Source organism: Ectothiorhodospira lacustris, from assembly GCF_022227785.1.
Classification (GTDB): domain Bacteria; phylum Pseudomonadota; class Gammaproteobacteria; order Ectothiorhodospirales; family Ectothiorhodospiraceae; genus Ectothiorhodospira; species Ectothiorhodospira lacustris.
Genome location: NZ_JAJNQM010000029.1, coordinates 1 through 24,759, shown reverse-complemented (window position 1 = coordinate 24,759; position 24,759 = coordinate 1). Strand labels below are relative to the sequence as shown.

General features: G+C 66.3%; 24 protein-coding genes. 17 read left to right on the top strand and 7 right to left on the bottom strand.

The window, feature by feature from the left end; genetic code table 11:
* The first annotated feature begins 2 nt into the window (after positions 1-2).
* The 11 genes from holA (at position 3) to tldD (ending at position 12,750) form a co-directional block, all read left to right on the top strand.
* Positions 3-1,034: a DNA polymerase III subunit delta gene (holA, locus tag LQ952_RS07465; RefSeq protein ID WP_238622032.1), complete on the top strand. Its 1,032-nt coding sequence runs from the start codon at positions 3-5 to the stop codon at positions 1,032-1,034.
* Between the two features lie 6 nt (positions 1,035-1,040).
* The gene (locus LQ952_RS07460; RefSeq protein ID WP_238622031.1) at positions 1,041-2,315 is read left to right on the top strand and encodes a glutamate-5-semialdehyde dehydrogenase; all 1,275 of its coding nucleotides are present in this window, start codon (positions 1,041-1,043) and stop codon (positions 2,313-2,315) included.
* Positions 2,316-2,333: 18 nt separating this feature from the next.
* Complete coding sequence (nadD, locus tag LQ952_RS07455) at positions 2,334-2,981, top strand: nicotinate-nucleotide adenylyltransferase (protein ID WP_238622030.1); 648 nt, start codon at positions 2,334-2,336, stop codon at positions 2,979-2,981.
* Positions 2,982-3,049: 68 nt separating this feature from the next.
* Complete coding sequence (rsfS, locus tag LQ952_RS07450) at positions 3,050-3,448, top strand: ribosome silencing factor (protein ID WP_238622029.1); 399 nt, start codon at positions 3,050-3,052, stop codon at positions 3,446-3,448.
* A 6-nt stretch (positions 3,449-3,454) separates the two neighbouring features.
* On the top strand, positions 3,455-3,925 hold the full coding sequence (rlmH, locus tag LQ952_RS07445; protein ID WP_238622028.1) for a 23S rRNA (pseudouridine(1915)-N(3))-methyltransferase RlmH: 471 nt from the start codon (positions 3,455-3,457) through the stop codon (positions 3,923-3,925).
* A gap of 60 nt (positions 3,926-3,985) precedes the next feature.
* Entirely contained in the window at positions 3,986-4,567 is a 582-nt protein-coding gene (locus LQ952_RS07440; protein ID WP_238622027.1) for a Maf family protein, read from the top strand.
* A gap of 10 nt (positions 4,568-4,577) precedes the next feature.
* Complete coding sequence (rng, locus tag LQ952_RS07435) at positions 4,578-6,056, top strand: ribonuclease G (protein ID WP_238622026.1); 1,479 nt, start codon at positions 4,578-4,580, stop codon at positions 6,054-6,056.
* 36 nt (positions 6,057-6,092) lie between these two features.
* Positions 6,093-9,926 carry a YhdP family protein gene (locus LQ952_RS07430; protein ID WP_238622025.1) on the top strand — a complete coding sequence of 1,278 codons (3,834 nt, stop codon included), beginning with the start codon at positions 6,093-6,095 and terminating at the stop codon, positions 9,924-9,926.
* A gap of 43 nt (positions 9,927-9,969) precedes the next feature.
* The gene (locus LQ952_RS07425; protein ID WP_238622024.1) at positions 9,970-10,317 is read left to right on the top strand and encodes a hypothetical protein; all 348 of its coding nucleotides are present in this window, start codon (positions 9,970-9,972) and stop codon (positions 10,315-10,317) included.
* 24 nt (positions 10,318-10,341) lie between these two features.
* Positions 10,342-11,166 carry a carbon-nitrogen hydrolase family protein gene (locus tag LQ952_RS07420; protein WP_347402060.1) on the top strand — a complete coding sequence of 275 codons (825 nt, stop codon included), beginning with the start codon at positions 10,342-10,344 and terminating at the stop codon, positions 11,164-11,166.
* A gap of 141 nt (positions 11,167-11,307) precedes the next feature.
* Entirely contained in the window at positions 11,308-12,750 is a 1,443-nt protein-coding gene (gene tldD / locus LQ952_RS07415) for a metalloprotease TldD (protein WP_238622023.1), read from the top strand.
* Here tldD and yjgA read toward each other — a convergent pair.
* Positions 12,744-13,259, bottom strand: a complete 516-nt coding sequence (gene yjgA, locus LQ952_RS07410) for a ribosome biogenesis factor YjgA (protein ID WP_238622022.1) — start codon at positions 13,257-13,259, stop codon at positions 12,744-12,746. The genes tldD and yjgA overlap by 7 nt on opposite strands.
* Before the next feature lie 67 nt (positions 13,260-13,326).
* On the opposite strand from yjgA, the gene pmbA reads away from it, so the two are divergent.
* The 3 genes from pmbA to LQ952_RS07395 all read left to right on the top strand — a co-directional run bounded on the left by pmbA (position 13,327) and on the right by LQ952_RS07395 (position 17,028).
* Complete coding sequence (gene pmbA / locus LQ952_RS07405) at positions 13,327-14,670, top strand: metalloprotease PmbA (RefSeq protein ID WP_238622021.1); 1,344 nt, start codon at positions 13,327-13,329, stop codon at positions 14,668-14,670.
* Between the two features lie 148 nt (positions 14,671-14,818).
* Entirely contained in the window at positions 14,819-15,970 is a 1,152-nt protein-coding gene (locus LQ952_RS07400; protein ID WP_238622020.1) for a flagellar motor protein MotA, read from the top strand.
* A gap of 41 nt (positions 15,971-16,011) precedes the next feature.
* Positions 16,012-17,028 carry a peptidoglycan -binding protein gene (locus tag LQ952_RS07395; protein WP_238622019.1) on the top strand — a complete coding sequence of 339 codons (1,017 nt, stop codon included), beginning with the start codon at positions 16,012-16,014 and terminating at the stop codon, positions 17,026-17,028.
* Positions 17,029-17,052: 24 nt separating this feature from the next.
* Here LQ952_RS07395 and LQ952_RS07390 read toward each other — a convergent pair whose 3' ends face one another.
* Genes LQ952_RS07390 through purM form a run of 4 tightly spaced genes read right to left on the bottom strand, consistent with a single transcriptional unit; the run spans position 17,053 to position 20,947 of the window.
* A complete protein-coding gene (locus LQ952_RS07390; protein WP_238622018.1) occupies positions 17,053-18,477 on the bottom strand; it encodes a dihydrolipoyl dehydrogenase family protein in 1,425 nt (474 codons plus the stop codon).
* Positions 18,464-19,279 (bottom strand): DUF3108 domain-containing protein, encoded by an 816-nt coding sequence (locus tag LQ952_RS07385; protein WP_238622017.1) that lies wholly within the window; start codon positions 19,277-19,279, stop codon positions 18,464-18,466. The genes LQ952_RS07390 and LQ952_RS07385 overlap by 14 nt, the downstream gene beginning before the upstream one ends.
* Positions 19,215-19,892: a phosphoribosylglycinamide formyltransferase gene (gene purN, locus LQ952_RS07380; protein ID WP_238622016.1), complete on the bottom strand. Its 678-nt coding sequence runs from the start codon at positions 19,890-19,892 to the stop codon at positions 19,215-19,217. The genes LQ952_RS07385 and purN overlap by 65 nt, the downstream gene beginning before the upstream one ends.
* A complete protein-coding gene (purM, locus tag LQ952_RS07375; protein ID WP_238622015.1) occupies positions 19,892-20,947 on the bottom strand; it encodes a phosphoribosylformylglycinamidine cyclo-ligase in 1,056 nt (351 codons plus the stop codon). Before purM ends, purN begins: the two co-directional genes overlap by 1 nt.
* 116 nt (positions 20,948-21,063) lie before the next feature.
* Between purM and LQ952_RS07370 the strand changes: the two genes are divergently transcribed.
* Genes LQ952_RS07370 through hda form a run of 3 tightly spaced genes read left to right on the top strand, consistent with a single transcriptional unit; the run spans position 21,064 to position 23,553 of the window.
* On the top strand, positions 21,064-22,266 hold the full coding sequence (locus LQ952_RS07370; RefSeq protein WP_347402059.1) for a DUF2066 domain-containing protein: 1,203 nt from the start codon (positions 21,064-21,066) through the stop codon (positions 22,264-22,266).
* Positions 22,263-22,820 (top strand): CDP-alcohol phosphatidyltransferase family protein, encoded by a 558-nt coding sequence (locus LQ952_RS07365; protein ID WP_238622013.1) that lies wholly within the window; start codon positions 22,263-22,265, stop codon positions 22,818-22,820. The genes LQ952_RS07370 and LQ952_RS07365 overlap by 4 nt, the downstream gene beginning before the upstream one ends.
* A 34-nt stretch (positions 22,821-22,854) precedes the next feature.
* Positions 22,855-23,553, top strand: coding sequence for a DnaA regulatory inactivator Hda (hda, locus tag LQ952_RS07360; RefSeq protein ID WP_238622012.1), 699 nt, complete (start codon positions 22,855-22,857; stop codon positions 23,551-23,553).
* Between the two features lie 7 nt (positions 23,554-23,560).
* Here hda and LQ952_RS07355 read toward each other — a convergent pair whose 3' ends face one another.
* Together LQ952_RS07355 and wrbA are read right to left on the bottom strand one after the other, a co-directional pair.
* Entirely contained in the window at positions 23,561-23,902 is a 342-nt protein-coding gene (locus LQ952_RS07355) for a DUF2069 domain-containing protein (protein ID WP_238622011.1), read from the bottom strand.
* On the bottom strand, positions 23,899-24,519 hold the full coding sequence (wrbA, locus tag LQ952_RS07350; protein WP_238622010.1) for an NAD(P)H:quinone oxidoreductase: 621 nt from the start codon (positions 24,517-24,519) through the stop codon (positions 23,899-23,901). Before wrbA ends, LQ952_RS07355 begins: the two co-directional genes overlap by 4 nt.
* Positions 24,520-24,759: the final 240 nt, after the last annotated feature.

Below are 24,759 nucleotides of genomic sequence, written 5' to 3'. Positions count from 1 at the left end.
CCATGCGACTCAAACCCGAGCAACTGGAGAGCCATCTGCAAAAGGGGCTGGCCTCGGTCTACCTGATCAGTGGCGAGGAACCACTGCAGCTGATGGAGGCCGCCGACGCGATCAGGGCGCGGGCACGGGCTGAAGGGTTCGATGAGCGGGAGGTCTTCACCGTGGACAAGGGGTTTGACTGGGGGCAGGTCCAGACCGCCTCCGACAGCTTGTCCCTGTTCGCCCAGCGCCGGGTGCTGGAGCTGCGCATGCCTTCGGGCAAGCCCGGGGTCCAGGGGGGCAAGGTGCTGGAGGCCTATGCCCGTCAGCCCGCGGCGGACACGGTGCTGATCGTTCAGTGCGGCAAACTGGAGCGACAGGAGCAGAAGTCCCGCTGGTGTCAGGCTCTGGAGCAGGCCGGGGTGATGATCCAGGTCTGGCCCCTGGATCTGGCGGGGACCGAGGCCTGGATCACCCGTCGCATGGGCCGTCGCGGGCTGCACCCCACTGCCGCGGCCGCCCGCCTACTGGCGGAGCGGGTGGAAGGCAACCTGCTGGCAGCGGCCCAGGAGATCGACAAGCTGGTGCTGCTGCAGGGGGACGGTCCGGTGGACGAGGCAGCGGTGATGGCCGCCGTGGCCGACAGCGCCCGTTTCAGTGTCTATGATCTGACCGACGCTGCCCTGGCCGGGGAGGCGGGCAGGGCGGTGCGTATCCTGTCCGGTCTACGGGGCGAGGGCACCGCGCCGGTGCTGGTGAGCTGGGCCCTGGCGAGGGAGATCCGTACCCTCAACCGGCTGGCGGAACAGGCCGCCGCCGGCACGCCGCCCCAGGTCGTCCTCAAGTCGGTCTGGCCGCCCCAGCGCCAGCCGGTGGTGCGCCAGGCCCTGCGGCGCCTGTCCCTGCAAGCCCTGGGACAGTTGTTGCGGGCCGGCGCGAGGGCGGACCAGGTGGCCAAGGGCCAGAAGCCGGGCAGCCCCTGGGACGAATTGCTAGACTTGACTCTGGGATTGGCAGGCCACCCGTCTCCCTTGATCCGCAACCACTCACACTGAACGAAGATGGCAGACATCGTGATCGAGAACATCAACGACTACATGCTGCAGCTGGGCCGACAGGCCCGCGCGGCCTCCAGGGTCCTGCTGCGCGCCGATACCGCCGCCAAGAATGCGGCCCTGCTGGCCATGGCGGAGCTGATCGAGGTCCGGGCCGAGCCCCTGATGGCGGAAAACCGCAAGGACCTGGAGGCCGGTGAAAGAAACGGCCTGGATGCCGCCATGCTGGATCGCCTGGCCTTCAATCCCGAACGCCTGGGCACCATGGCCGAGGGTCTGCGCCAGATCGCCGCTCTGCCGGACCCGGTGGGCGCCATCTCCGATCTCAACTACCGCCCCAGCGGCATACAGGTGGGCCGCATGCGTGTCCCCCTGGGGGTCATCGGCATCATCTTCGAGTCCCGGCCCAACGTCACCGTGGATGCCGCCGGCCTGTGCCTCAAATCCGGCAATGCCGCCATCCTGCGCGGCGGTTCCGAGGCCTTCCACTCCAACCGTGCCCTGGCCGACTGTATCCGCGAGGGTCTGGAACGGGCCGGTCTGCCCGCCGACGCGGTGCAGGTGGTGGGTACCACGGACCGGGCCGCGGTGGGGGCCTTGCTGCGTCTCAAGGATCATGTGGACGTGATCGTCCCCCGGGGCGGCAAGGGCCTCATTGCCCGGGTCAGCGAGGAGTCCCTGATCCCGGTGATCAAGCACCTGGACGGCATCTGTCACGTCTACGTCGATGACCACGCGGATCTGGACAAGGCCGTCAGGGTCACCCTCAATGCCAAGACCCAGCGCTACGGCACCTGCAACACCCTGGAAACCCTGCTGGTGGCCGAATCCATTGCGCCCCGGGTACTGACCGCCCTCAAGCCTCTGTTCGACGACAAGGGGGTGGAACTGCGGGGCTGTGCCCGCACCCGTGCCTTCCTGCCGGATATCATCGAAGCCACCGAAGAGGACTGGCAGACGGAATACCTGGCCCCGATCCTGAGCATCCGGGTGGTGCCCGGTCTGGACGAGGCCATTGAACACATCAATCACCATGGCTCCCACCACACCGACACCATCATCACGGAAAACTACACCCTGGCCCGGCGTTTCCTGCGGGAAGTGGATTCCAGCTCGGTGATGGTGAATGCCTCTACCCGCTTTGCCGACGGCTTCGAATATGGTCTGGGTGCCGAGATCGGCATCAGTACCGACAAGCTCCACGCCCGCGGCCCGGTGGGTCTGGATGGCCTGACCACCTTGAAATACGTGGTGCTGGGGGACGGCCATGTGCGTGGGTGAGCCCGGGTTCGGGGAGCCATGATCGGCATCCTGGGCGGCACCTTCGATCCCATCCATTTCGGGCACCTGCGTCCGGCGCTGGAGATCCAGGAGCACCTGGGCCTGGATGAGCTACGCTTCATTCCCTGTGGTCTGCCGCCCCACCGGCGCCGGCCCGAGGCCGACGTGAGCCATCGCCTGGCCATGGTGGAGCAGGCCGTGGCGCTTCACCCCGGTTTCAGCGTGGACCGGCGGGAGCTGGAACGGGACGGTCCTTCCTACAGCGTGGACACCCTGGAGAGCCTACGCCGGGAGCTGGGTGCGGCGGTGCCCCTGTGCCTCATTCTGGGCATGGATGCCTTTGCCGGGCTGTCCTCCTGGCATCGCTGGCAGGATCTGTCCAGCCTGGCCCACCTCGTGGTGGCCCACCGGCCGGGCAGTGACGAGCCTGCGGCATTGGAAGACCGGGCCGCCGCCCGACGTGCTGAAAATCCCGCCGACCTGCGCGCCGCGCCCGCGGGGCGTATCCTGTGCGTGCCCGTGACCCAGCTGGACATCTCCGCCACCGCCATTCGTGATCGGGTGGCCCGGGGGGGCAGTCCAAGGTTCCTGCTGCCTGAACCGGTGTTGACGTACATTCATCGGCACGGCCTCTATCGGGCCTGTAGCACGGGCAACCCAGGCTGACCCGATCGGTATGACGTGCCGGCAGTATTATCCTGGCTTTATCTTTCACCGCTTTCCCAGAGGGATGCATGCAGACAGAACAACTGACCCAGATCGTCCTCCAGGCCCTGGATGACATGAAAGCCCAGGACGTCAAATGTATTGACGTACGGGGCAAGACCGCCATCACCGATGCCATGGTGATTGCCTCCGGCTCTTCCAACCGCCACGTGAAGTCCCTGGCCGACAATGTCATCGTCAAGGTGAAGGCGGCTGGTATCCAGCCCCTGGGCGCCGAAGGCGAACGGGAAGGAGAGTGGGTGCTGGTGGACCTGGACGACGTGGTAGTCCACGTGATGCTGCCCCAGGTCCGCGACTTCTACAATCTGGAAAAGCTGTGGCTGACGGACGAATCCCTGCAGGCGGCTCCGGATGACGATGAGGACGAGGACTCTCCGGCCGCGGCCCTGCGCCGTCTGCGCCGCTAGGCCGGGGTGCGCATCCACCTGCTGGCCGTGGGCACCCGCATGCCCGGCTGGGTGACCGAGGCCTATCAGGAATATGCCGGGCGCCTGCCCGCGGAATGTAGCCTGGAATTGCGGGAGATCCCTTCGCCCCGTCGGGGGCGCAACGCCCCGGTGGCGCGCCTGCGGGAAGAGGAAGGCGAGCGTCTGCTGGCGGCGGTGCCCCGTGACTGCTGGGTGGTGGCCCTGGATGAGAAGGGCCGCGGCCTGGATACCGCGGGCCTGTCCCGGCAACTGGATCAGTGGATGCAGTCGAGCCGCGACGTGGCCCTGCTGGTGGGGGGCGCCGACGGCCTGTCCGACGCCTGCCGGAGCCGGGCGGATTTCAAATGGTCCCTGTCGCCGCTGACCTTCCCTCATCCTCTGGTGCGGGTGATCCTGGCGGAACAGATCTACCGTGGCTGGAGTCTGTTGCGTAATCACCCCTATCATCGGGCGTGACCAACGGCCCTACTGCCACAGCCGGCCGTCTACCTTGATGCATGATCCGGAGATTCGCCCATGCTCATCCTTGCCTCTGCCTCGCCCCGCCGGCGTGAACTGCTGGACCAGATCGGCGTGGCCTGGCGGGCGCACCCGGTGGACGTGGATGAGACACCCCAGGCCGGGGAATCCCCGGCCGACTTCGCCCGGCGCATGGCCGCCGCCAAGGCCTGGGCGGGCTACGAGTCCGCCCCCAGTCCCCTGCCGGTACTGGGGGCGGACACCGTGGTCAGCCTTGACGGTGATATCCTGGGCAAGCCCCGGGACCGGGAGGATGCCATGGCCATGCTCGGTCGCCTCTCCGGACGGAGCCACACCGTCCTCTCCGCCGTGGCCCTGATCCACCAGGGGATCTGTCACCAGGCCCTGTCCACCACCCGGGTTTGTTTCCGGGTTCTGAGTCCCGATGACATGAGCGCCTACTGGGCTTCCGGGGAACCGACCGACAAGGCGGGGGCCTACGGAATCCAGGGATTGGGGGCTCTGTTCGTGGCCCATATCGAGGGCAGTTACTCCGGCGTGGTGGGATTGCCCCTGTTCGAGACCGGGGAACTTCTCCACCGCTGCGGTCTAAAATCCGGCATTGATAATCAAACCTGAAGGCACCCCGATGATGGGCACGGAAATCCTAATGAACGTCACCCCCCAGGAGACCCGCGTGGCCTTGGTGGAAAACGGCGTGTTGATGGAACTCAGCATGGAACGAGCTCGACGCCGGGGGCTGGTGGGCAACATCTACAAGGGGCGGGTCAGCCGGGTGTTGCCGGGCATGGACGCCGCCTTTGTGGATATCGGTCTGGAGCGGGCCGCCTTTCTGCATGCCTCCGACGTGGCCCCGGTGGAGCGGGAAGAGCTGCAGGGGGGCGAGACCGAGCGTACCGAGTCCATCCAGCGCCTATTGCGGGAAGGCCAGGACATCCTGGTCCAGGTGATCAAGGATCCCCTGGGCACCAAGGGGGCACGCCTGACCACCTACATCACCGTACCCTCCCGCTACCTGGTGCTGATGCCCGGCAACACCACCGTGGGCATCTCCACCCGCATCGAGACGGACACCGAGCGTGCCCGGCTCAAGGGCACGGTGGAAGGTCTGCAGGCGGAACTGGGCTGTAGCCACGGCTTCATCGTGCGCACCGCCGCCGAGGCGGCCCCCCTGGAGGCCCTGCGCAACGATATGATCTTCCTGGCCAAGCTTTGGCAGACCATACAGCAGGCTGCGCAGAAGGTCCGGGCCGGTTCCGAGGTCTACGTGGACCTGCCGCTGACCCTGCGGATCTTGCGGGACATGGTGGGGGTGGAGCTGGAAAAGATCCGCATCGATTCCCGGGAGACGGTGCAGCGGGTGAGCGAATTCGCCGCTCAGTACGTGCCCGAATTACTGGACCGGATCGAGCACTATCCCGGCGAGCGCCCCATTTTTGATCTCTACAACGTGGAAGACGAGATCCAGAAGGCCCTGGAACGCAAGGTGGAGCTCAAGTCCGGCGGGTATCTGATCTTTGACCAGACCGAGGCGATGACCACCATCGACATCAACACCGGCGCCTTCGTCGGTCATCGCAATCTGGAAGAAACCATCTTCAAGACCAACCTGGAAGCGGCCCAGGCCATCGCTCGGCAGCTGCGCCTGCGCAATCTGGGGGGCATCATCATCGTCGACTTCATCGACATGACCCAGGAGGACCACAAACGTCAGGTGCTGCGCTCCCTGGAAAAGGCGATGGAAAAGGACTATGCCAAGAGTCAGATCTGCGACGTCTCGCCCCTGGGGCTGGTGGAAATGACTCGCAAGCGCACCCGCGAAAGCCTGGAACATCTGCTTTGCGAGCCCTGTCCCACCTGCATGGGGCGCGGCTACGTGAAATCCGCCGAGACCGTCTGCTACGAGATGTTCCGCGAGATCCTGCGCGAGGCCCGCCAGTTCGACGCCCGGGAATTGCTGGTGCTGGCTTCCCAGCCGGTGGTGGACCTGCTGTTGGACGAAGAGTCCGCCAGCGTTGCCCAGTTGCAGGAATTCATCCGCATCCCCATCCGTTTCCAGGTAGAGAGCCTCTACACTCAGGAGCAGTTCGACGTCGTGCTCCTGTAAGTCCCCTCCCGCCCCGGACCTTGAGGAGTCCGCCGCTTGCTCAGACCCGCCCTGGCCGTCAGCCTGCGTATCCTGGTCATCAGCCTGCTGGTCCTCACGACGCTGGTGGTGGGCCTGCGGTTGATCGTGCCTCAGCTGGACGGCCTGCGTGCACCACTGGAGCGGGTGCTTGCCGAGCAGTCCGGCCACCGGGTTGAGGTGGGGACGTTGCGTGCCCGGTGGCGTGTTCTGTCTCCCCGTGTCACGGTCTCCGATGTCCACGTCTACACTGCCGACGAGACAGGGCCGATCCTGGTGGTGGATCACCTGGATCTGGGGTTCTCCCCGTGGCGCAGCCTGCGACAGGGTCGGCTGGTGTTGGGGCATGTGCAGGTGCGTGGGGCCGATCTGCACCTGCAACGGGACGAGTCCGGCCGGGTGCGGGTGCACGGTGCCGACCCGGTATTGCCCCGGCGCGATGAGGATGCGGGATCCATGCCGTCGGCGGATGTGCTGGCCCTGCTGGCGGGCCGCGCCTTCACCCTGAGCGGGAGCCGTCTGCGCTGGGAGGACCGGCGGTTGGGCATCGATTACCAGTTTGATGACCTGAACCTGGACATCGCACTGGAACCCCGTCGCGCACGTATGGCCGGGGAGGTCTTCCTGCCGGATGAGCTGGGTCGGTCGTTCCGGGTGGGCATGGACCTGAACCACGACGGAGAGTGGGATGACTGGAGCGGCAAGGTCTTTATCCAGGCCGGTGGGCTGGAGCTGGCGGGGCTGCCCGAGGACACCCGGGCCGCGCTGGGTCTGCGGACCGGCCGCCTGGACGGTCGGCTCTGGTTGCACTGGCGCAAGGGCGATCTGCAGCGGGCTTATCTGGAACTGGGGCTGCGGGACCTGGCCATGGTGTCCCGGCCGGACTCGGACCTGCCCGCGCCGGTGCTGGGGATACTGGAAGGACGGGGCCTGTGGTACGCCCGTGAAGGCGGCTGGGATCTGCGGGTCGATGGGCTGAGGTTGTCACGGGACGGGGATGACTGGCCGGGCGGCGGCCTGGACCTGAGCGTGGTGGAAGATGCCCGGGGCGTCCAGGTGAACGCCTGGCTGGACTATCTGCGCCTGGAGGATCTGGTGCCTTTGATCCTGCATCAGCCCTGGCTGGACAATCCCTTCCAGTCCCAGCTCGCGGCGCTGTCGCCCAAGGGCACGCTGACGGAAACCCGTCTGGCGATGACCCTGCCCCATGGCGGTGATGCTCGTTTCGTCACCGATGGGCGGTTTCAGGGGGCGGGCATGTCTCCCTGGACGGTGTTGCCGGGGATCGAGGGGGCGGATGGTGCCTTTGCCTTCACCGATGCGGGGGGCGAACTGTGGCTGGACAGCACCAGTCTGGGGATGACGCTGCCCACCCTGTTCGACCACGAGCTCCGGGCCGATACCCTGCAGGGCCTGGTGCGCTGGACGCCGGGGCCTGACGTGCCCCGGTTGCATCTGGACGGAGTGGTGCTGGCCAATGCGGACCTGCAGGCCCGGGGGCAGGGAGTGATCCAACTGGGGGATGAGCCCGGCATGGACCTGCAGGTGTCCTTTGCCGAGGGTGACGGCGCCAGGACGGCACACTATCTACCTCGAGACATCCTGCCGGAAAAGACCCATGCCTGGCTGAGCCGCGGCATCCTGGGTGGTCGGGTCATCGAGGGCGGTCTGCTGTTCCGGGGACGGTTCAGTGATTTTCCCTTCCGCGAAGATGAAGGGGTCTTCCAGGCCATCGCCAGGGTGGAAGAGGGGGTGCTGGACTATGAAGCCGGTTGGCCGCGCCTGGAAGGGGTCTCGGGTACTCTGGAGTTTCGTAACCAGGGCATGTGGATTCACGGCGGCCAGGGCCGCGTCTTCGATGCCCGGATTCAGGATGCCCAGGTACGGATCGAGGATCTTGAAAGTCCCGTGCTAAACATCGAGGGACGGGCGCAGGGTCCGGCGCGGGACTATCTGAGTTTCGTCACCCGGAGCCCCCTGGGGGAGGGGTTGGAGACGCTGCTGGACGGGGTTTCGGTCCGCGGCGAGGCGGGGTTGGAGATGCGCATCGACATCCCGCTGCAGGACCGTGACGATCAGGTACGGCCGGATACGGTCAAGGGGCGCCTGACCCTGGATGGCAACCAGCTGTCCCTGGCGGATCCCCCGCTGGTCCTGGAGGCGGTGCGTGGCGTAGTGGATTTCACCGAGCGCAGTGCCCGGGCCCGTGACGTGTCCGCCCGGTTCAACGATGCCCGCATCAGCGTACAGCTGGACCACAGTCCCGCCGGTGCCCTGGAGGTCCGGGCCGCGGGTCCCCAACCGATCCGGGAATTACTGCGCGACATCGCGCCCGAGCCTTGGCTGGCCCGGCTGGAAGGGGATTCCCGCTGGGAGGCACAGCTGAGCGTGCCGTCGCCCGGGGGGCTGCAGCAGGGGGTGCTGAGTCTGTCGTCCGACCTGGTGGGCGTCCGCTCCGATCTGCCCCTGCCGCTGGCAAAGACCCCGCAGGCACCGCGCGCCCTGGCGGTGCGAATCCCTCTGGTGCGGGACGAGAAGACACCGGTACGGGTGACGCTGGGAGAGGATCTACGTGCCCTGTTTACCTTTGATGAGGAAGGTGGATTGCAGCGGGGAGAGTTGCGTCTGGGCGGCCAGGCCGCTGTCCTGCCGGCGCAGGGTTTCAGGATCAGAGGCAGTCTCTCGGGGGTGTCGCTGGATGATTGGCTGGCGGTGCTGGACGACATCGGAGAGATGGAACTGGTCAGCCGGGAAGGGGGGCTCAGGGAACTGGATCTGCATCTGGATCGCCTGCAGGTCATGGGGCGGCGCATTGATGACCTGAGCCTCCATGCCCGCCGACACCCGGCACATTGGGATGCGCAGGTGGCATCCCCCCTGATGTTGGGTCGCATCCAGTGGCCCCTCCAGGATGGGGAGGCTCTGGTCATGGACCTTGAGTTGCTGGATCTGGACCGGTTGGAAGGCCCGGCGGCGGAAACCGGCGGCGATCGGCCTCGGGTTGACCCCGGCCGCCTGCCGCCGGTGCGTTTGACCGCCCAGCGGCTGGTGCTGCAGGGACATCGTCTGAAAGATCTTTTACTGCAGACGGATGCGGTGGCCGATGGCCTGCAGATCCGGAGCCTGTCTCTTTCCGACGAGGAGGGCCTGACCCGGGGCGAGATCCGGGGGCATTGGCACCGGCGGGCCGAAGATGCTCACGAGACGCTGCTGCAACTGACCCTGGAGACTGATGATCTGGGGCGGAGTCTGAGCCTGCTGGGTTTTCAACATGTTTTCAGTGGCGGCAAGGCCGCGCTGCAGGCGCGGCTGCACTGGCCCGATACCCCTGCCCACGTAGGCTGGTCCGGCCTTGAGGGCGAGGGCCGGGTGCGGGTGGAGGACGGGCGCCTGACCGAGGTGGACCCCGGTGCCGGCCGTCTGCTGGGGCTGTTCAGCCTTGATCTCATACCCCGGCGCCTGGCCCTGGATTTTCGGGACTTTTTCCAGCGCGGGTTTGTCTTCGACCGTCTGCAGGGGGCCTTCCAGCTTAGCCGGGGCAATGTGTACACCGATGATCTGAGCATCCAGGGACCGGCGGCCCGCATCCTTATCCAGGGGCGCACCGGGGTGGAGGCCAGGGATTATGATCAGACCATTACCGTGACCCCGAGCGTGAAGAGTACCCTACCTCTGGCCGGCGCCCTGCTGGGCGGTCCGGTGGCGGGCCTGGCGGTCTTCGTCTTCGACCGGGTGCTGGGGGTGGGGGAGCGCATCGACGAGGCGGCCCGGGTGGAGTACCGGGTGACCGGAGACTGGTCGTCACCACGGGTGGAGGCGGTGGCCCGGACCCCCGAGGGACGAGGTTACTGAGGCACTGTCGTCATTTTGACCACACTGTTGCTATAGTAGCGCCATGTTGCCGATCCTGCGCCGGGGCCTGCCCCTGATTTTGCTGTGTTTTCCCCTTCTCCTGCCGGCGGATGAGCCTGTCTTTACCCTCGATGCCGATGTCTGGACCCAGCCCCGTGACGCCGGTTCCCTGGTGGCCGAACCTGCCCTGCGCAGCCTGCTCTCCCGCTATGAGGCCCGGGGCGGCGGGCAAGTGATCCTGCGGCATCCGCCGGGTGAGCAGGGGCGGTTGTGGGCCTCGGAACTACAGGACTGGCTGGTGGCACTGGGTGTCCCTTCCGCAGACATCATCCGTGTCTCGGGGGAGGGCATGGCCGGCCGGATGGAACTCTCTCTGCAACCCCTACCCTGAACCGCAATAGCCAAGGGAATTAATGTGACGATTGCCGCTGCCATTCAAATGGCCTCGGGGACCAACCTGAGTGCCAATCTTCAGGAAGCCGGACGCCTGATCACCCAGGCCGCGCAGGCAGATGCCCGCCTGGTGGTCCTGCCGGAAAACTTCGCCCTCATGGGGATGTCCGAGCATGACAAGGTCGGTGTGCGGGAAGCGCCGGGACAGGGCCCTATCCAGGACTTCCTTGCGGAACAGGCCCGGCGTCACGGGGTCTGGCTGGTCGGGGGTACGGTGCCCATGGCATGCGCGGACCCGGGCAAGGTCCATGCGGCCTGTCTGGTCTACGATGACCAGGGCCGGATGGTGGGTCGTTACGACAAGATCCATCTGTTTGATGTGCACCTGCCGGACAACGATGAACACTACGAGGAATCCGAGACCATTGAGGCCGGTAATCAGGTGGTGGTGGTGGAGACCCCCTTCGGTGTGATGGGGCTGTCGGTCTGCTATGACCTGCGGTTCCCGGAACTGTACCGGGGACTGCTGGACCGGGGCGCGGAAATCGTGGTGTTGCCGGCGGCCTTCACCGCCGTGACCGGCCGCGCCCATTGGGAGGCTCTGGTACGGGCTCGGGCCATTGAGAACCAGGTCTATGTGGTGGCGGCCGCCCAAGGCGGCTATCACGTGAACGGTCGCGAGACCCACGGGGACAGCATGGTGGTGGACCCCTGGGGCAACGTGCTGGATCGTCTGCCGCGGGGCTCCGGTGTGGTTACCGGGACGCTGGACCGGGAGCGGCAGCAGTCCATCCGCCGCAGTTTCCCGTCCATCTACCATCGTCGGCTGTCCTGCAGCCTGGGTTGAACCGGTGGGTGATGCGGCGGCACAGATCCCTTGCCTTTTGAGGGCTTGAAATGATGCCGCCGCGGCCCAAAACTGACATCAAAGCCCCTTGCACCACGCACCCTGTCTGATCCGCACAGTCACCGACCAAAGGCCCTGTTCATGACCCACGCCCTGGATACCGCCCATCTGCATCTGCTGGAACCCGCCGGCCTGACCGAGGCCGATCTGGACCGGGTGCTCGGAACCCTGTGTGGCCCCGGGCTGGATGGGGGCGATCTGTATTTTCAGGTCTCTCGCCACGAGTCCTGGATGCTGGAAGACGGCATCGTCAAGGATGCCGGCTACAACATCGAGCAGGGGGTGGGGGTGCGTGCCCTCTCCGGCGACAAGACCGGCTTTGCCTATTCCGACGAAATCTTGCTGCCATCCCTGATGGAGGCGGCGCGGGCGGCGCGGGCCATCGGTCGGGATCATCGGGACGGCACGGTGCCGGTACGTCGTCGCGAGGCGGGGCACCGGCTGTATCTGCCGGTGGATCCGCTGGGGACCCTGGATGAAAATGCCAAGATCGATCTGCTGCAGCGTCTGGACGCGGAAGCCCGGCGTCAGGACCCTCGGGTGAGCCAGGTGATCGTCAGCCTGGCCGGTGTCCATGAGCTGGTGCTGGTGATGCATACCGACGGCACGGTGGCGGCGGATGTGCGGCCCCTGGTGCGCCTGAACGTGCATGTGATCGTGGAGGACGGCGGCCGCCGGGAGCAGGGTTCCAGCGGCGGCGGCGGGCGCAGCGGCTATGAATTCTTCCTGGATCAGGAGCGGGGTCTGGGCTATGCCCGGGAGGCGGTGCGTCAGGCCCTGGTGAACCTGGAGGCGGACGAGGCACCGGCGGGGACCATGACCGTGGTGCTGGGGTCCGGCTGGCCCGGTGTGCTGCTCCACGAGGCGGTGGGCCACGGCCTGGAAGGCGACTTTAACCGCAAGGGCACCTCGGCCTTCAGTGGCCGGATGGGGCAGAAGGTGGCGGCGCCCGGGGTGACGGTGGTGGATGACGGCACCCTGGCCGGGCGACGTGGTTCACTGAACGTGGATGATGAAGGCATCCCCACCCAGTCCACGGTGCTGATCGAAGACGGCATCCTCAAGGGCTACCTGCAGGATCGGCTCAACGCGGGTCTGATGGGCCTGGCGCCCACGGGCAACGGTCGCCGCGAGTCCTATGCCCATCTGCCCATGCCCCGCATGACCAATACCTACATGCTGGCGGGGGCCCATGATCCGGGCGAGATCATCGCCTCGGTGGACAAGGGACTCTATGCGGTGAACTTCGGCGGCGGCCAGGTGGACATCACCTCCGGCAAGTTCGTCTTCTCCGCCTCCGAGGCCTATCTCATTGAGGGCGGCAAGGTGACCCGGCCGGTACGGGGCGCCACCTTGATCGGCAACGGCCCCGAGGTCATGAGCCGGATTTCCATGGTGGGCAATGACCTGGCCCTGGATAGCGGCGTGGGCACCTGCGGCAAGGAAGGTCAGAGCGTCCCGGTGGGGGTCGGGCAGCCGACCCTGCGGGTGGACGGCCTGACGGTGGGCGGCACCAGTCACTGACCGTCGTGGGGTGGGGCGTCCACCGTCTGCATCGTTTCGGACACCAGGCGGAACAGGGCCCGGGATGCGCCGGGACGTTGCGAACGGGCATCGGTCGCCAGCGCGGTCAGCCGCTTGCGGTTCACCCGGGGGTACTCATCGCAGAAGGTGGCCAGTGCCGTCTCTCCCTCGGTCACCAGGCGGTCCCGCCACTGCTCCATCCGGTGGAACTGTCGGGCCTGGGCGCGCCGCGCCGCCTCCCGGGCCTCGATGGCCGCCTGGATGGGGGCGGTGTCCACCTGGCGCATCAGCTTGCCGATATACTGGCGCTGGCGTCGCAGGGCCTCCTTGCGCAGGTCGCGGCAGTGGCGGATGGCCTCCAGCAGGCGTTCCGGCAGATCCAGGGCCTTGAGGTCCGCCTCGGAAAGCGCCAGCAGGGCCTCGCCCAGGTCCTTGGCGGCCTGAGCCTCCCGCTTGCGGGCGCCGCGGCTGGGGCGGTCGAATTCATCAAATTCATCATCGGTCGTCATGGGGCATAGTGTATCCCGAAGACGCCCTTCAACGAGCATCACCCACACGCATTACCAAGGAGATCTCATGTCCGCACCCCAGACCCCGGTTCTTGATGCGCAGGCGCTGGAACACCTCGTCGGGCAGGTCCTGGACGAAGCCCGTCGCGCCGGGGCCACGGCCGCCGAGGTGGCCGTCAGCCACGATACCGGCCTGTCGGTCAATGTTCGCCTGGGTGAGGTGGAGACCCTGGAGTTTCACCGCGACCAGGGCGTGGGCGTCACCGTCTACATCGGTCGGCGCAAGGGTTCCGCCAGCAGCTCCGACCTGCGCGCCCAGTCCCTGCGGGAGGTGGCGGAGGCCGCCTGCCGGATCGCCCGCTATACCGCCGAAGACCCCTTTGCCGGCCTGGCCGATGCCCAGCTCATGGCCCGGGACTATCCCGCCCTGGACCTGGATCACCCCTGGGACCTGGAGGCCGATGCCGCCATCGAGATCGCCCGTCGTTGCGAGGCCGCGGCCCGCGCCGAGGATGCCCGGATCGTCAATTCGGAAGGCGGCAGCGTGAATACCTTTCGCGGCACCGCCGTCTACGGCAACACCCATGGTTTTGTCGGTGGCTATGCCGCCACCCGGCATTCCCTGAGCTGTTCCGTGCTGGCGGGGGACGGCGGCAGCATGGAGCGGGACTACTGGTATACCGTGGCCCGGGAGGCCGGCGGCCTCGATACCCCCGAGTCCGTGGGTATCGAGGCGGCCCGCCGGGCGGTACGTCGTCTCAACGCCCGCCGTCTTTCCACCCGCCGCTATCCCGTACTCTACGCCCCGGATGTGGCCCGTTCCATGCTGGGGCACTTCGTCGCCGCCATCCGCGGCAGTGCCCTGTATCGCAAGTCCTCCTTCCTGGTGGACCGGCTGGGGGAACAGATTTTCCCCGAGTTCGTGCACATCCACGAGCAACCCCATATCCCCCGCGCCCTGGGCAGTGCCCCCTTCGACAGCGAGGGGGTGGCCACCCGGGCCCGGGATCTGGTCCGTGACGGCCGTCTGGAGTCCTATGCCCTGGACAGCTACTCGGCACGCAAACTGGGCATGCAGACCACGGGCAACGCAGGCGGTTTGCGCAACCTCACCATTGATCCGGGCACTCAGGATGCCCAGGCCCTGCTGCGGGAGATGGGCACGGGGCTGCTGGTAACCGAGCTGATCGGCCACGGCATCAACATGGTCAACGGCGACTATTCAAGGGGCGCCGCCGGGTTCTGGGTGGAAAACGGCGAGATCCTGTATCCGGTTTCGGAGATCACCGTGGCGGGCAATCTCAAGGACATGTTCATGAACCTGGTGGCTGTGGGGGCGGATGTGGACCAGCGGGCCAATATCCGTACCGGTTCCCTGCTGATCGACGGGCTCACCATCGCCGGCGACTGATCAAAAACCGACCGGTTCCACGACAAGTCCACCCGCCGCCCTGTTACCATTAAGCCCTTCTTCCCTTGTGGGAGAGAGGGGGAGGGGCCGGTAGGGTTGCCGGGTTATTATCTCCATTTCGGGATCATCCGGCTGGGGGAGCCATCGCATGCGCAAGACCAGGGACAGCATCATCTGGATGAGCGTCTTCCTGCTCGCGGTCCTGGCGGCCGCGTTGCTGCTGTCCGGCCCCCTGCTGGCGGCCTTCCTGGCCAACCCGGCCTTCAACGGCATGATCCTGTTCGTGCTGCTGGTGGGCCTGGTGGTGAACTACCGGCAGGTGCTGATCCTTAATCCCGAGGTGCGCTGGATCGAGGCCTTCCGCGGCAGCGATCTCCCGGAGGCCGCCCAGCTCCCTCGCACCCGCCTGCTGGGGGCCATGGCCCGCCTGCTCACCGGGCGTCGCGGCGATCAGTTCACCCTGTCCACCATTTCCATGCGCACCCTGCTGGACGGGATTCGCATGCGCCTGGATGAATCCCGCGACCTGTCCCGTTATTTCATCGGCCTGCTGGTCTTTCTGGGGCTTTTGGGGACCTTCTGGGGCCTGCTGGATACCCTGCGGGGCGTGGGGGCGGTGATCTCGGATCTGGGCATCGGCGGCGAGGACATGAACGCGGCCTTTGCCGCCTTGCAAAGCGGGCTGGAAAAACCCCTCTCGGGACTGGGGACCGCCTTCAGCTCCTCCCTGTTCGGGCTGGCCGGCGCCCTGGTCCTGGGCTTCGTGGATCTGCAGGCGGGTCACGCCCAGAACCGCTTCTACAATGAACTGGAGGAATGGCTCTCGGGGCTCACCCGCCTGTCCACCGGCGCCCTGGTGTCGGAGGGGGAGGGCACGGTCCCGGCCTATATCCAGGCCTTGCTGGAACAGACCTCCGACAGTCTCGACAAGCTCCAGCGCCTGATGGCCCGGGGGGAAGAAGAGCGACGGCTCACGGATCAGCGTCTGATCGCCCTCACGCAGGAGGTGGCCGAGGTGGCCCAACTGGTCCGCGGCGAGCAGAAGGCCATGCTCGGGCTGGCCCGCACCCAGTCGGAACTGCAAGGGGTGCTGGAGCGACTGGCCGAGGCCACCGGCGCCCGCTCCGACAGCGAGCAGGAGATGGGCCGGCACCTGTCCCGGGTGGCCGATACCCTGGCGGAGTTGCGGGTGCAGCTGAGCGAGGACCGGGGCCAGTTCATCAGCGTGCTGCGCGACGAGGTTCGTCTGATGACCCGCACCGCGGCGCGCTTGGGTGAAGGGGGGCGGGAGCGGGAATGACGGGCCGTTCAGCGACGCCATCCGGAACCCACTGATCACCCATGCTGCCCTCCAGCCGCCGCCGCAGTCGTGCCTCCCTGGACATCTGGCCCGGGTTCGTGGACGTGCTGGCCACCGTGGTGCTGGTCTTCGTCTTCCTGCTCATGCTGTTCGTGGTGTCCCAGTTCTTTCTCTCCGGTGTGCTGTTCCAGCGGGATCAGACCGTGGAGACCCTGCATCATCGTATCGGCGAGTTGTCCCGAACCCTGGCCCTGAAGGAGGTGGACAACGTGCGCCTGGAAGGGCGCGTCCAGGCCCTCACCGCCACCTTGCAGACCACCTTCGAGGAACGAGAGGCGGCCCTGCAGGCGCAGGATGCCGACCGCCGCATGCTGATGCAGATTCAGGCGGATCTGACCCGGGAACGGGTCCTGGGGACGGAGACCCAGGCGGATCTGGAACAATTGCAGTGGCAGCTGGAGCAGGTGCAGTTGCAGTTGACCGCCCTCAATCAGGCCCTGGAGGCCCGGGAGGCGGTGATCACCGCCCAGCGGTTGCAGGTCGAGAATCTGGGTGAGCGTCTGAACATCGCCCTGGCGGACCGGGTGCAGGAGCTGGCCCGGTATCGTTCGGAGTTTTTCGGTCGGTTGCGGGAGTCCCTGGCGGATGTGGAGGATATCCAGATCGTCGGCGACCGTTTCCGCTTCCAGTCGGAGTTGTTCTTTGCCTCGGGTTCCGCCGATCTGGAGGTGGAAGGGCAGGCACGGCTGGACCGGGTGGCGGTGCTGGTGCGGGAGATCGAACAGCGCATCCCCGCAGATATCGACTGGGTGCTGATGGTGGAGGGACACACGGACCGGCGGCCCATCCGTACCGAGCAGTTTCCGTCCAACTGGCAGCTCTCCACCGCCCGGGCGCAGCGGATCGTGGACTATCTGATCGATCGCGGGGTGGCACCCCGGCGCTTGGCGGCGGCGGGGTATGGGGAATTTCACCCCCTGGATCCGGCGGATACGCCGGCGGCACTGGCGCGCAACCGGCGCATCGAGATGCGCCTGACCAGCGCCCCGGAGCAGTGACCCGATGGCGCGGGCCGGCGGGTTTCAGAGACCGAAGACCCGGTCTTCCAGCCCCCATTTGCCGGCCAGGGTTTCCGCCGCATTGAGTATCTCTTCCGCTCGCGAGGGGTGATTGAAGGCCCCCCGGGCGATCCACGCCAGGGCCGTGTCCCGGTCCGGGGCCAGAGACAGCAGGTGGATCAGTTCACCGGCCTGTGCGCCCAGGATCTCCCCCCCCAGCAAGGCGCCGGTATCCATGTCCGCGATCAAACGCACGAACCCTTCGGTGTCATCCTGGCCCAGGGCACAGGGGGAGGTCTCGAAGGCGGCAAAACCCACTGCCGGTTCGTGTCCGGCCTCTTCCGCCATGGCCTCGTCCATCCCCAGGCGCGCCAGCTCCAGGGCGCTGTAGACCACCATGGGCACCTGCAGGGGGTCCAGATGCCGCGCCTGCCCGCCCCGGATGTGGCCGATGACGGCGGTGGCCTCGGCCAGGGCGTGGTTGGCGGTCATCCATTGGCAGGCCACATCGCCGATGGCGTAGATGTGGGGGACATCGGTCTGCAGCAGGTCATTGCGGCGGATGAACCCCTGTGGATCGGTGCGGACCCCCGCCCGCTCCAACGCCAGTCCCCCGGTATGGGGGCGGCGTCCCGTCCCCAGGCAGACCCAGTCCACGGCGAGGGTCTCGCCCCCTGTCAGGTGCAGACGGACGTCGTCTTCGGCCGCCGTGACGGCCTCGAATCCGATCCCGCTACGCAGGTGCAGCCCTTGCCGTGCCAGGGCCTGGGTCAGGGCATCCCGGGCCGGCCGGCTCAGGGGCAGGCGACGCAGCATGGGGGAACGGGCCAGCCAGGTGACCTGCCTGCCCAGTTGGCTGAAGATATAGGCAAACTCAGTGGCCACCACGCCGCTGCCGATCACCGCCACCCGCGCCCCCGCCGGCGGGGGCGCATCGAACAGCATGTCCGTGGTGAGGATCTTGCCGGGGATGGCCTCGAACGGGGTCGGTACCGCCGGGTGCCCCCCGGTGGCAATGATGATATGGCGAGCCCGGATCCGGTGGCTTGGCCCATCGGGGGTGTCCACAGACAGGTGCCGGTCGTCCAGAAAGCGGGCGTGGCCGTTGAGCCGGGTGACCTTCAGGTGGCGCAGGTAGTCCAGGTAGCGGGCCTGGATGCCCTCGACCACCCGGCGCTGATGCTGCCAGGCCCGGTCCAGGTCCGCCCGCAGCCGTCCATCAAGGCCGCGCCCGGCAAAGTGTGCCTGGGCCGCCATCAGTCGGGCGGTGTGATACCAGTCTTTCTTCGGCACGCAGCCCCGATTCAGGCAGCAGCCGCCCCAGTCCGATTTTTCGATGATGACGACGGACAGGCCCCGCAAGGCCCCCAGCACGGCAGCCCGGTAGCCGCCGGGGCCGGAGCCGATGACCGCCAGATCATGGTCCGGCAGCGGGTCAGCGGTCACCATGCCATTCCACCGACTGAATGGTCAGGACCAGCCGCTCGCCGTCCTCCATCTGTTCCAGGCGGACCGGCAGGTAGTTGAGGCGGGGCGCGAACCAGGTACTGACGGTGGTGTCCCGCTCTTCGTTGTAACGGGTGACCGGAATGGCCTCCACCGCGCCCATGGGGGTGTCGATGGTTTCAGGCTCACCCACCGTGAACTCGTAGGTGCGGATACGGTTACGTTCCACGATGGTCTCGGTGAACCGGCGCTGGCCGCTCCAGACATCGTGGATCATGGAGAGCTGCAGGGCGAAGCGGTCGATGGCCCGCTCCGGGATGTCCAGCTCGAAAGCCTGGCCATTATGCGTACCGCCGGCCTTGAGGGCCTCCCAGTCGAATCGGATCTCGGTGCGCCGGTCCCGGCTGGCGCCGGTATGGCTGTAGAGATATTCCTCGCTGCGTAACCCGGCGGGCGTCAGTCGCAGGATGCTCTGTTCGATGATCTCGTCATTGCGCACCCAGGACAGCATGCCGGTGGGCCGGACCCTTGCCCGGTAGCGCAGACGCTCCCCCTCCCGGGTCAGCGTGATCCGGGCCACCACCGACAGACCCATCTTCTGCGCCCGGTATTCCGCAGTATAGGAGGGTGGGACAAAGGGCAGGGTCTGGGCCTGGGCTGCCGGTATGCCCACGCCCAGCAGGAGGGTCGCCAGTACAGCGCCGACCACCGCCCGGCGCGGTGACCACCAGGGTAGGGTGTCAGTGCGTATCCGCGAGGACGGCCGGGCCGGATAATTGAAGGGGAGCCTGCAGAGGTTGTTCATCGAGCCATACCTGTCCATTTCGGAGTGTCAGTCGACCCTGGCAGAACCACTGAACCACCTGTGGATAGGCCCGGTGTTCCTGTTGCTGTACCCGCGCCGCCAGGGTCTGTGGGGTGTCATCGATCAGCACGGGCACCCGTGCCTGCAGGATGACGGGCCCGCCGTCCAACTCCGTGTTGACGAAGTGGATGCTGCAGCCATGCTGTTGGACACCCGCCTCCAGGGCGCGTTCATGGGTATGTAGGCCACGGAAGTCCGGTAACAGGGAGGGGTGGATATTGATCAGGTGACCATCGTAGTGCTCCACGAAGGCCGGGGTGAGCACGCGCATGAAGCCGGCGAGTACCACCAGCTCAGGTTGGTGCCGGTCGATGGCTGCCATCAGTGCCTGGTCGAAGCCGCTCCGATCGGAGAAATCCCGGTGATTGATCACCTGGGCCGGGATGCCGGCGCGGCGGGCCCGGTCCAGCCCCGTCACTTCGGGTTGGTTGCTGATCACCGCGCGGATCTCGCCGTGGACGCGGCCGTCCGCGACGGCGTCGATGAGCGCCTGCAGGTTGGTGCCGGAGCCGGAGATGAGTACGACGATGCCGGGTAACGGACTCTGACGCATCAGCGGCCCAACTCCACGCGGGCTTCGCCGTCCGCCGCCTCGATGCCACCCAGGCGCCAGCTCTTGATGCCGGCCTCTGCCATCAGGGCTTCGGTGGCGGCCACGGTTTCCTCGGGCAGCACCAGGACCATGCCCACGCCGCAGTTGAAGGTGCGCAGCATCTCCCGCGCCTCGATGCCGCCGGCCTGCTGCAGCCACTGGAACACCGGGGGCAAGGGCCAGGCCCGGGGATCAACCCGTGCCACGGTGCCGGCGGGCATTACCCGGGGTAGGTTTTCCAGAATACCGCCGCCGGTGATGTGGGCCAGGGCATGGACGGGCTGTTGCCGCAGCAGCTGGAGCAGGGGTTTGACGTAGATGCGGGTGGGTGCCATCAGGGCCTCCCCCAGGGTAACTTCGCCGCAGGGGCTGTCCAGGTCCGCGCCGGTGATCTCCAGCAGGCGGCGGATCAGGGAATAACCGTTGGAGTGGGGGCCGGAGGAGGCCAGGCCCAGCAGCACATCACCCGGGCGGACCTGGCTGCCGTCGATGATGCGGGCCTTTTCCACGATACCCACGGCAAAGCCGGCCAGGTCGTATTCACCTTGTGCGTACATGCCGGGCATCTCCGCAGTCTCGCCTCCCACCAGGGCGCAGCCGCTCTCGGCACAGCCGTCGGCGATGCCCTTGACCACGTCCGCGGCGGTGTCCACATCCAGGCTGCCGGTGGCGTAGTAATCCAGGAAGAACAGGGGTTCCGCACCCTGGACGATGATGTCGTTCACGCACATGCCCACCAGATCGATACCGATGGTGTCGTGGCGACCCAGTTGCTGGGCCAGCTTGAGCTTGGTGCCCACGCCGTCGGTGCCGGAGACCAGGACCGGTTCCTTGTAATCCGCAATGGGCAGCTCGAACAGGGCACCGAAGCTGCCCAGGCCCGTCATGACACCGGGGCGCCGGGTGCGTTGGGCATGGGGCTTGATGCGTTCCACCAGGGCGTTGCCTGCGTCGATGTCCACGCCGGCATCGCGATAGCTGATGCCCTGGGTGGGGGGAGTGTTTTTCTGGACCATGGAAAACTCTGACCTTGCGTGGGAGGGTGCAATGAACTGATTGTGGGCCGGGTTGCCATGGGAGGCAACCGCCGGATAGCTTGTACCCAGCGGAATTTTCGGCCCGGAGGGCGGCGATGTTACCAAGGGTGGACGGGGCAAGCCATCTTCGCGGGTCCGGTCAAGGTGCGAAAACCTTGGCCGACGGACTTGGCACGGGGCTTTTGTGCTATTTTAACGGGTCCGACGCCCGCAGCCCTAGTCCCGAGCCTATGAGAACCCTGGTTTCGCTTCGCTTGCTTGCTACGCTGTTCCTGCTGTCGGCTTTGCCGGCTGTCCCCTTGGTCGGGTCCGCGGACACCGGCCCCTCACTCGGGGAAGCCGAGGTGAGTGTGGACTCTCGAGACCGTCCGGAGCGCATGGAGGGCTTCAACCGGGCCCTGGCCCAGGTCGTCGTTCGGCTGACGGGGCGTCGCGACATGCTGGATGATTCCCGGATCGTCTCCCTGCTGGAACAAGCCCCTCGCCATGTCCAGCAATACCGGTATCTCGACGGTCCCGATGAAGCAACCAGTCTGCTCTGGGTGCGTTTCGATGTCAGTGCGGTGGAACAGCACCTGCTGGATGCGGGCTTGCCGGTCTGGTCCGGGGATCGACCCGCCCTGCTGGTGTGGTTGGGTGTTCAGGATCGTCAGGAGCGCCGGCTGGTTTCGGCCACCGATGATCACCCGGCCAGATCCGCCCTGGAGCATACCGCCCGGGAACGGGGGCTGCCGCTGTTGTTCCCACTCATGGATCTGGAAGACCAGGGGCGTGTGACCCTGGCCGATGTGATGGGGGGGTTCCATGAGCCTGTGATGGACGCGTCCCGTCGTTATGGGCCCGGCGGTGTGCTGGTGGCTCGGGTGCAGCCTTCCGGCGGTCGCTGGCTGGCGCGGATACAGTTGTCTGTCGGCGATGAATCCGTACAGTGGCAGGGCGACGGTGAGACTCAGGAGGCCGCGATGGCCCAGGCCATGCATCAGGCGGCGGATTATCTGGGGAAGCGTCTGGCCGTTGCCGGACTGCAGACGGATCGGGGCGGGATCATGGTCAGCGTCAGTGGCGTGAGTTCCCTGGCGGACTATCTCCGGGTCGTCAATTATCTGGGCGACATGGCAGCGGTGTCCCGTCTGCGGCCCCATGGTTTGATGTCGGACCGGGCGCTGTTTCTGTTACAGGTGCGGGGAGGGGCGCGTGATCTGGAACGGGCCGCCTTGCTGGGTTCCACGCTGGTGCCTGAGTCCTCGGGTACGGCGGTGGACGGCATTGAAACCGTTGGGTTCAGGTTGCTGCGGTGAATTTACGTCAGCTGCCCAACGTCATCACCCTGCTGCGCATTGCCCTGACGGGACCCATCATCTGGGCCCTGGCCACCCATCAGTACGTATTGGTGTTGTGGCTGTTGCTCATTGCCGGTCTGTCGGATGGCCTGGATGGCTGGCTGGTCCGTCGCTACGGGTGGTACACCCGATTGGGGGGCTACCTGGATCCACTGGCGGACAAGATTCTGATGATGGGCACCTATTTCACCGTGGCCTGGACCGGGTTGCTCCCCTGGTGGCTGGTCGCCTTGGTGGTGGCGCGGGATGCCGTCATCGTGCTGGGCGCGATGGCTTTCCGAGCGGTGACCCGCAGTCTGGAAATGCAGCCGCTTTTCATCAGTAAGGCCAACACCTTTTTTCAGATCGTGCTGGTGCTGTCGGTGATCATCAATGCCGGTGTTCTGGCGCTGCCCGCTTGGTATCTGGATGGGCTGCTGATGCTGGTGTTGTTCACCACCGTGAGCAGCGGTCTGGCCTATGTCTTTACCTGGGGACGCAAGGCTTACCTGCACTGGCGTTCCGCTGCATGAGCCGGGATCGCTCTGCCCCGGTGCCGAGGGGTTCATGGCCCGTCAGCTGACCCTGGATGTCACCCTGCGTGACGGTACGGATTTCGAGACCTTTCATCCGGGGGGGCAAGCCCTGGTCCCGGAGGCGGTCAGGGGGCTGGCCCACGGCAAGGGTGAACGTCAGCTTTATCTGTTCGGTGAATCCGGTGCGGGCAAGACCCATCTGTTGCATGCGGCCTGTCACGAGGTAGCGGAGTGGGGCGGGCGCGTGGCCTATCTGCCGATGGGAATCACGGCGGGGACCGGTTCCGACCTGCTTCAGGGCTGGCAGGGGGTGGATCTGATCGCCCTGGACAACCTGGACGAGATGCCCTGGGAGCCGGATCTGGAGCAGGCGCTGTTCAATCTGATCAACAGCGTGCGTGACTCCGGTGGGCGCCTGCTGATGGCGTCACGCACCGCACCCCAGTCCCTGCCGGTCGCGTTGCCGGATCTGCGTTCACGCCTGTTGTGGGGACCGGTCTTCCAGCTGCGTGTGCTGGCCGATGTACACAAGTGCGAGGCCCTGATGGCTCGGTCCCGGCGGCGAGGCTTCGAGCTGTCCCCGGAGGTTTGTGAGTATCTGCTGCGTCACCACCGCCGGGACCTGCCCTCCCTGATTGCCCTGCTGGACCAACTGGACAGGGAGTCCCTGTCCACCCGGCGCCGGGTGACGGTACGGTTTGTGAAGCATATTCTGGGCGGGGCGTCCTGAACGGAGGTCAGCGCTTTTTCATGGCCTGTGCGAACCCGACGCATCCTGCAAACAGGGCCAGGCTGAGCAGGATCATCAAGACTCCGTAGAGTCGCTGCTCACCGGCGGCGGCCAGCGTGCTGCCGATCAAGACATAGGGCAGGCTCAGCAGGCTCGTCCAGATATGCGTCTGCAGGCGGGCATGGAGCAGCCCGCGCAGGGGCAGCAGCAGCGGCCCCAGCAGCAGTATCAGCAGTATCGCCCGGGGGAATTGTTGCGGCGGGTCTATCCATAGGGTCCAGGCGAAGATCAGACCGAACAGGCCCAGGAGCCCGGCCAGGGCCAGTCGGTGAAACCCTTTTTCCTTCATTCGTTGCCCCCTTGTGCGAGGGCGCGGGCCGTCCGTGCCAAGCGCCGTCCCAGGGCGTGGCACAGAGTCCGTTCATGGTCCGTCAGCGGTTTGTCACCCTGCGGGCCGGCCACATGGCTGGCGCCATAGGGGGTGCCGCCCGACGTGGTTTCGCTCAGGGCCGGCTCCGTGTAAGGGATGCCGGTGATCAGCATGCCGTGGTGGAGCAGAGGAATGCTCATGCTGAGCAGGGTGGATTCCTGGCCGCCGTGCTGGGTGGCGGTGGAGGTGAAGACGCCGGCCGGCTTGCCCACCAGTGCTCCGGCCAGCCACAGACTACTGCTCTGATCCAGAAAATATTTCATGGGGGCGGCCATATTGCCGAAGCGGGTGGGGGAGCCCAGGGCCAGGCCCTGGCATTCCCGCAGGTCTTCCAGGGTAGCGTAGGGAGGACCCTCGGCGGGGATGTCCTCGCCAACGGCTTCGCAGGTGGCGGATACGGGTGGTACGGTGCGCAGGCGGGCTGTACAGTGTTTCACCTCTTCGACGCCGCGGGCTACATGGCGCGCCATGTGGGCGGTAGCGCCGAAACGGCTGTAATACAGCACCAGGATCTCGATGTCGGGCGTCTGGGTCATGAGGGTGCCTCGCAGGTCAGGGATGCAGGGATGGTTTTCACGAAATTACAACAAGTTTGGATTGTAGGTAGTTGTTGCCTTGACGTTTTTGGGGTTCAATGCTAGTGTCATTTTCATGTCCATGCGAGTGTGTTAGCGCATCGTGCCCACCAGATCCCGCCATCGGCCGTTGTTCCGGCACCTGCTGATCGCAGTATACGTGACGATTCTGTTCGCGGGATGTGCCACCATGGCCCCGGT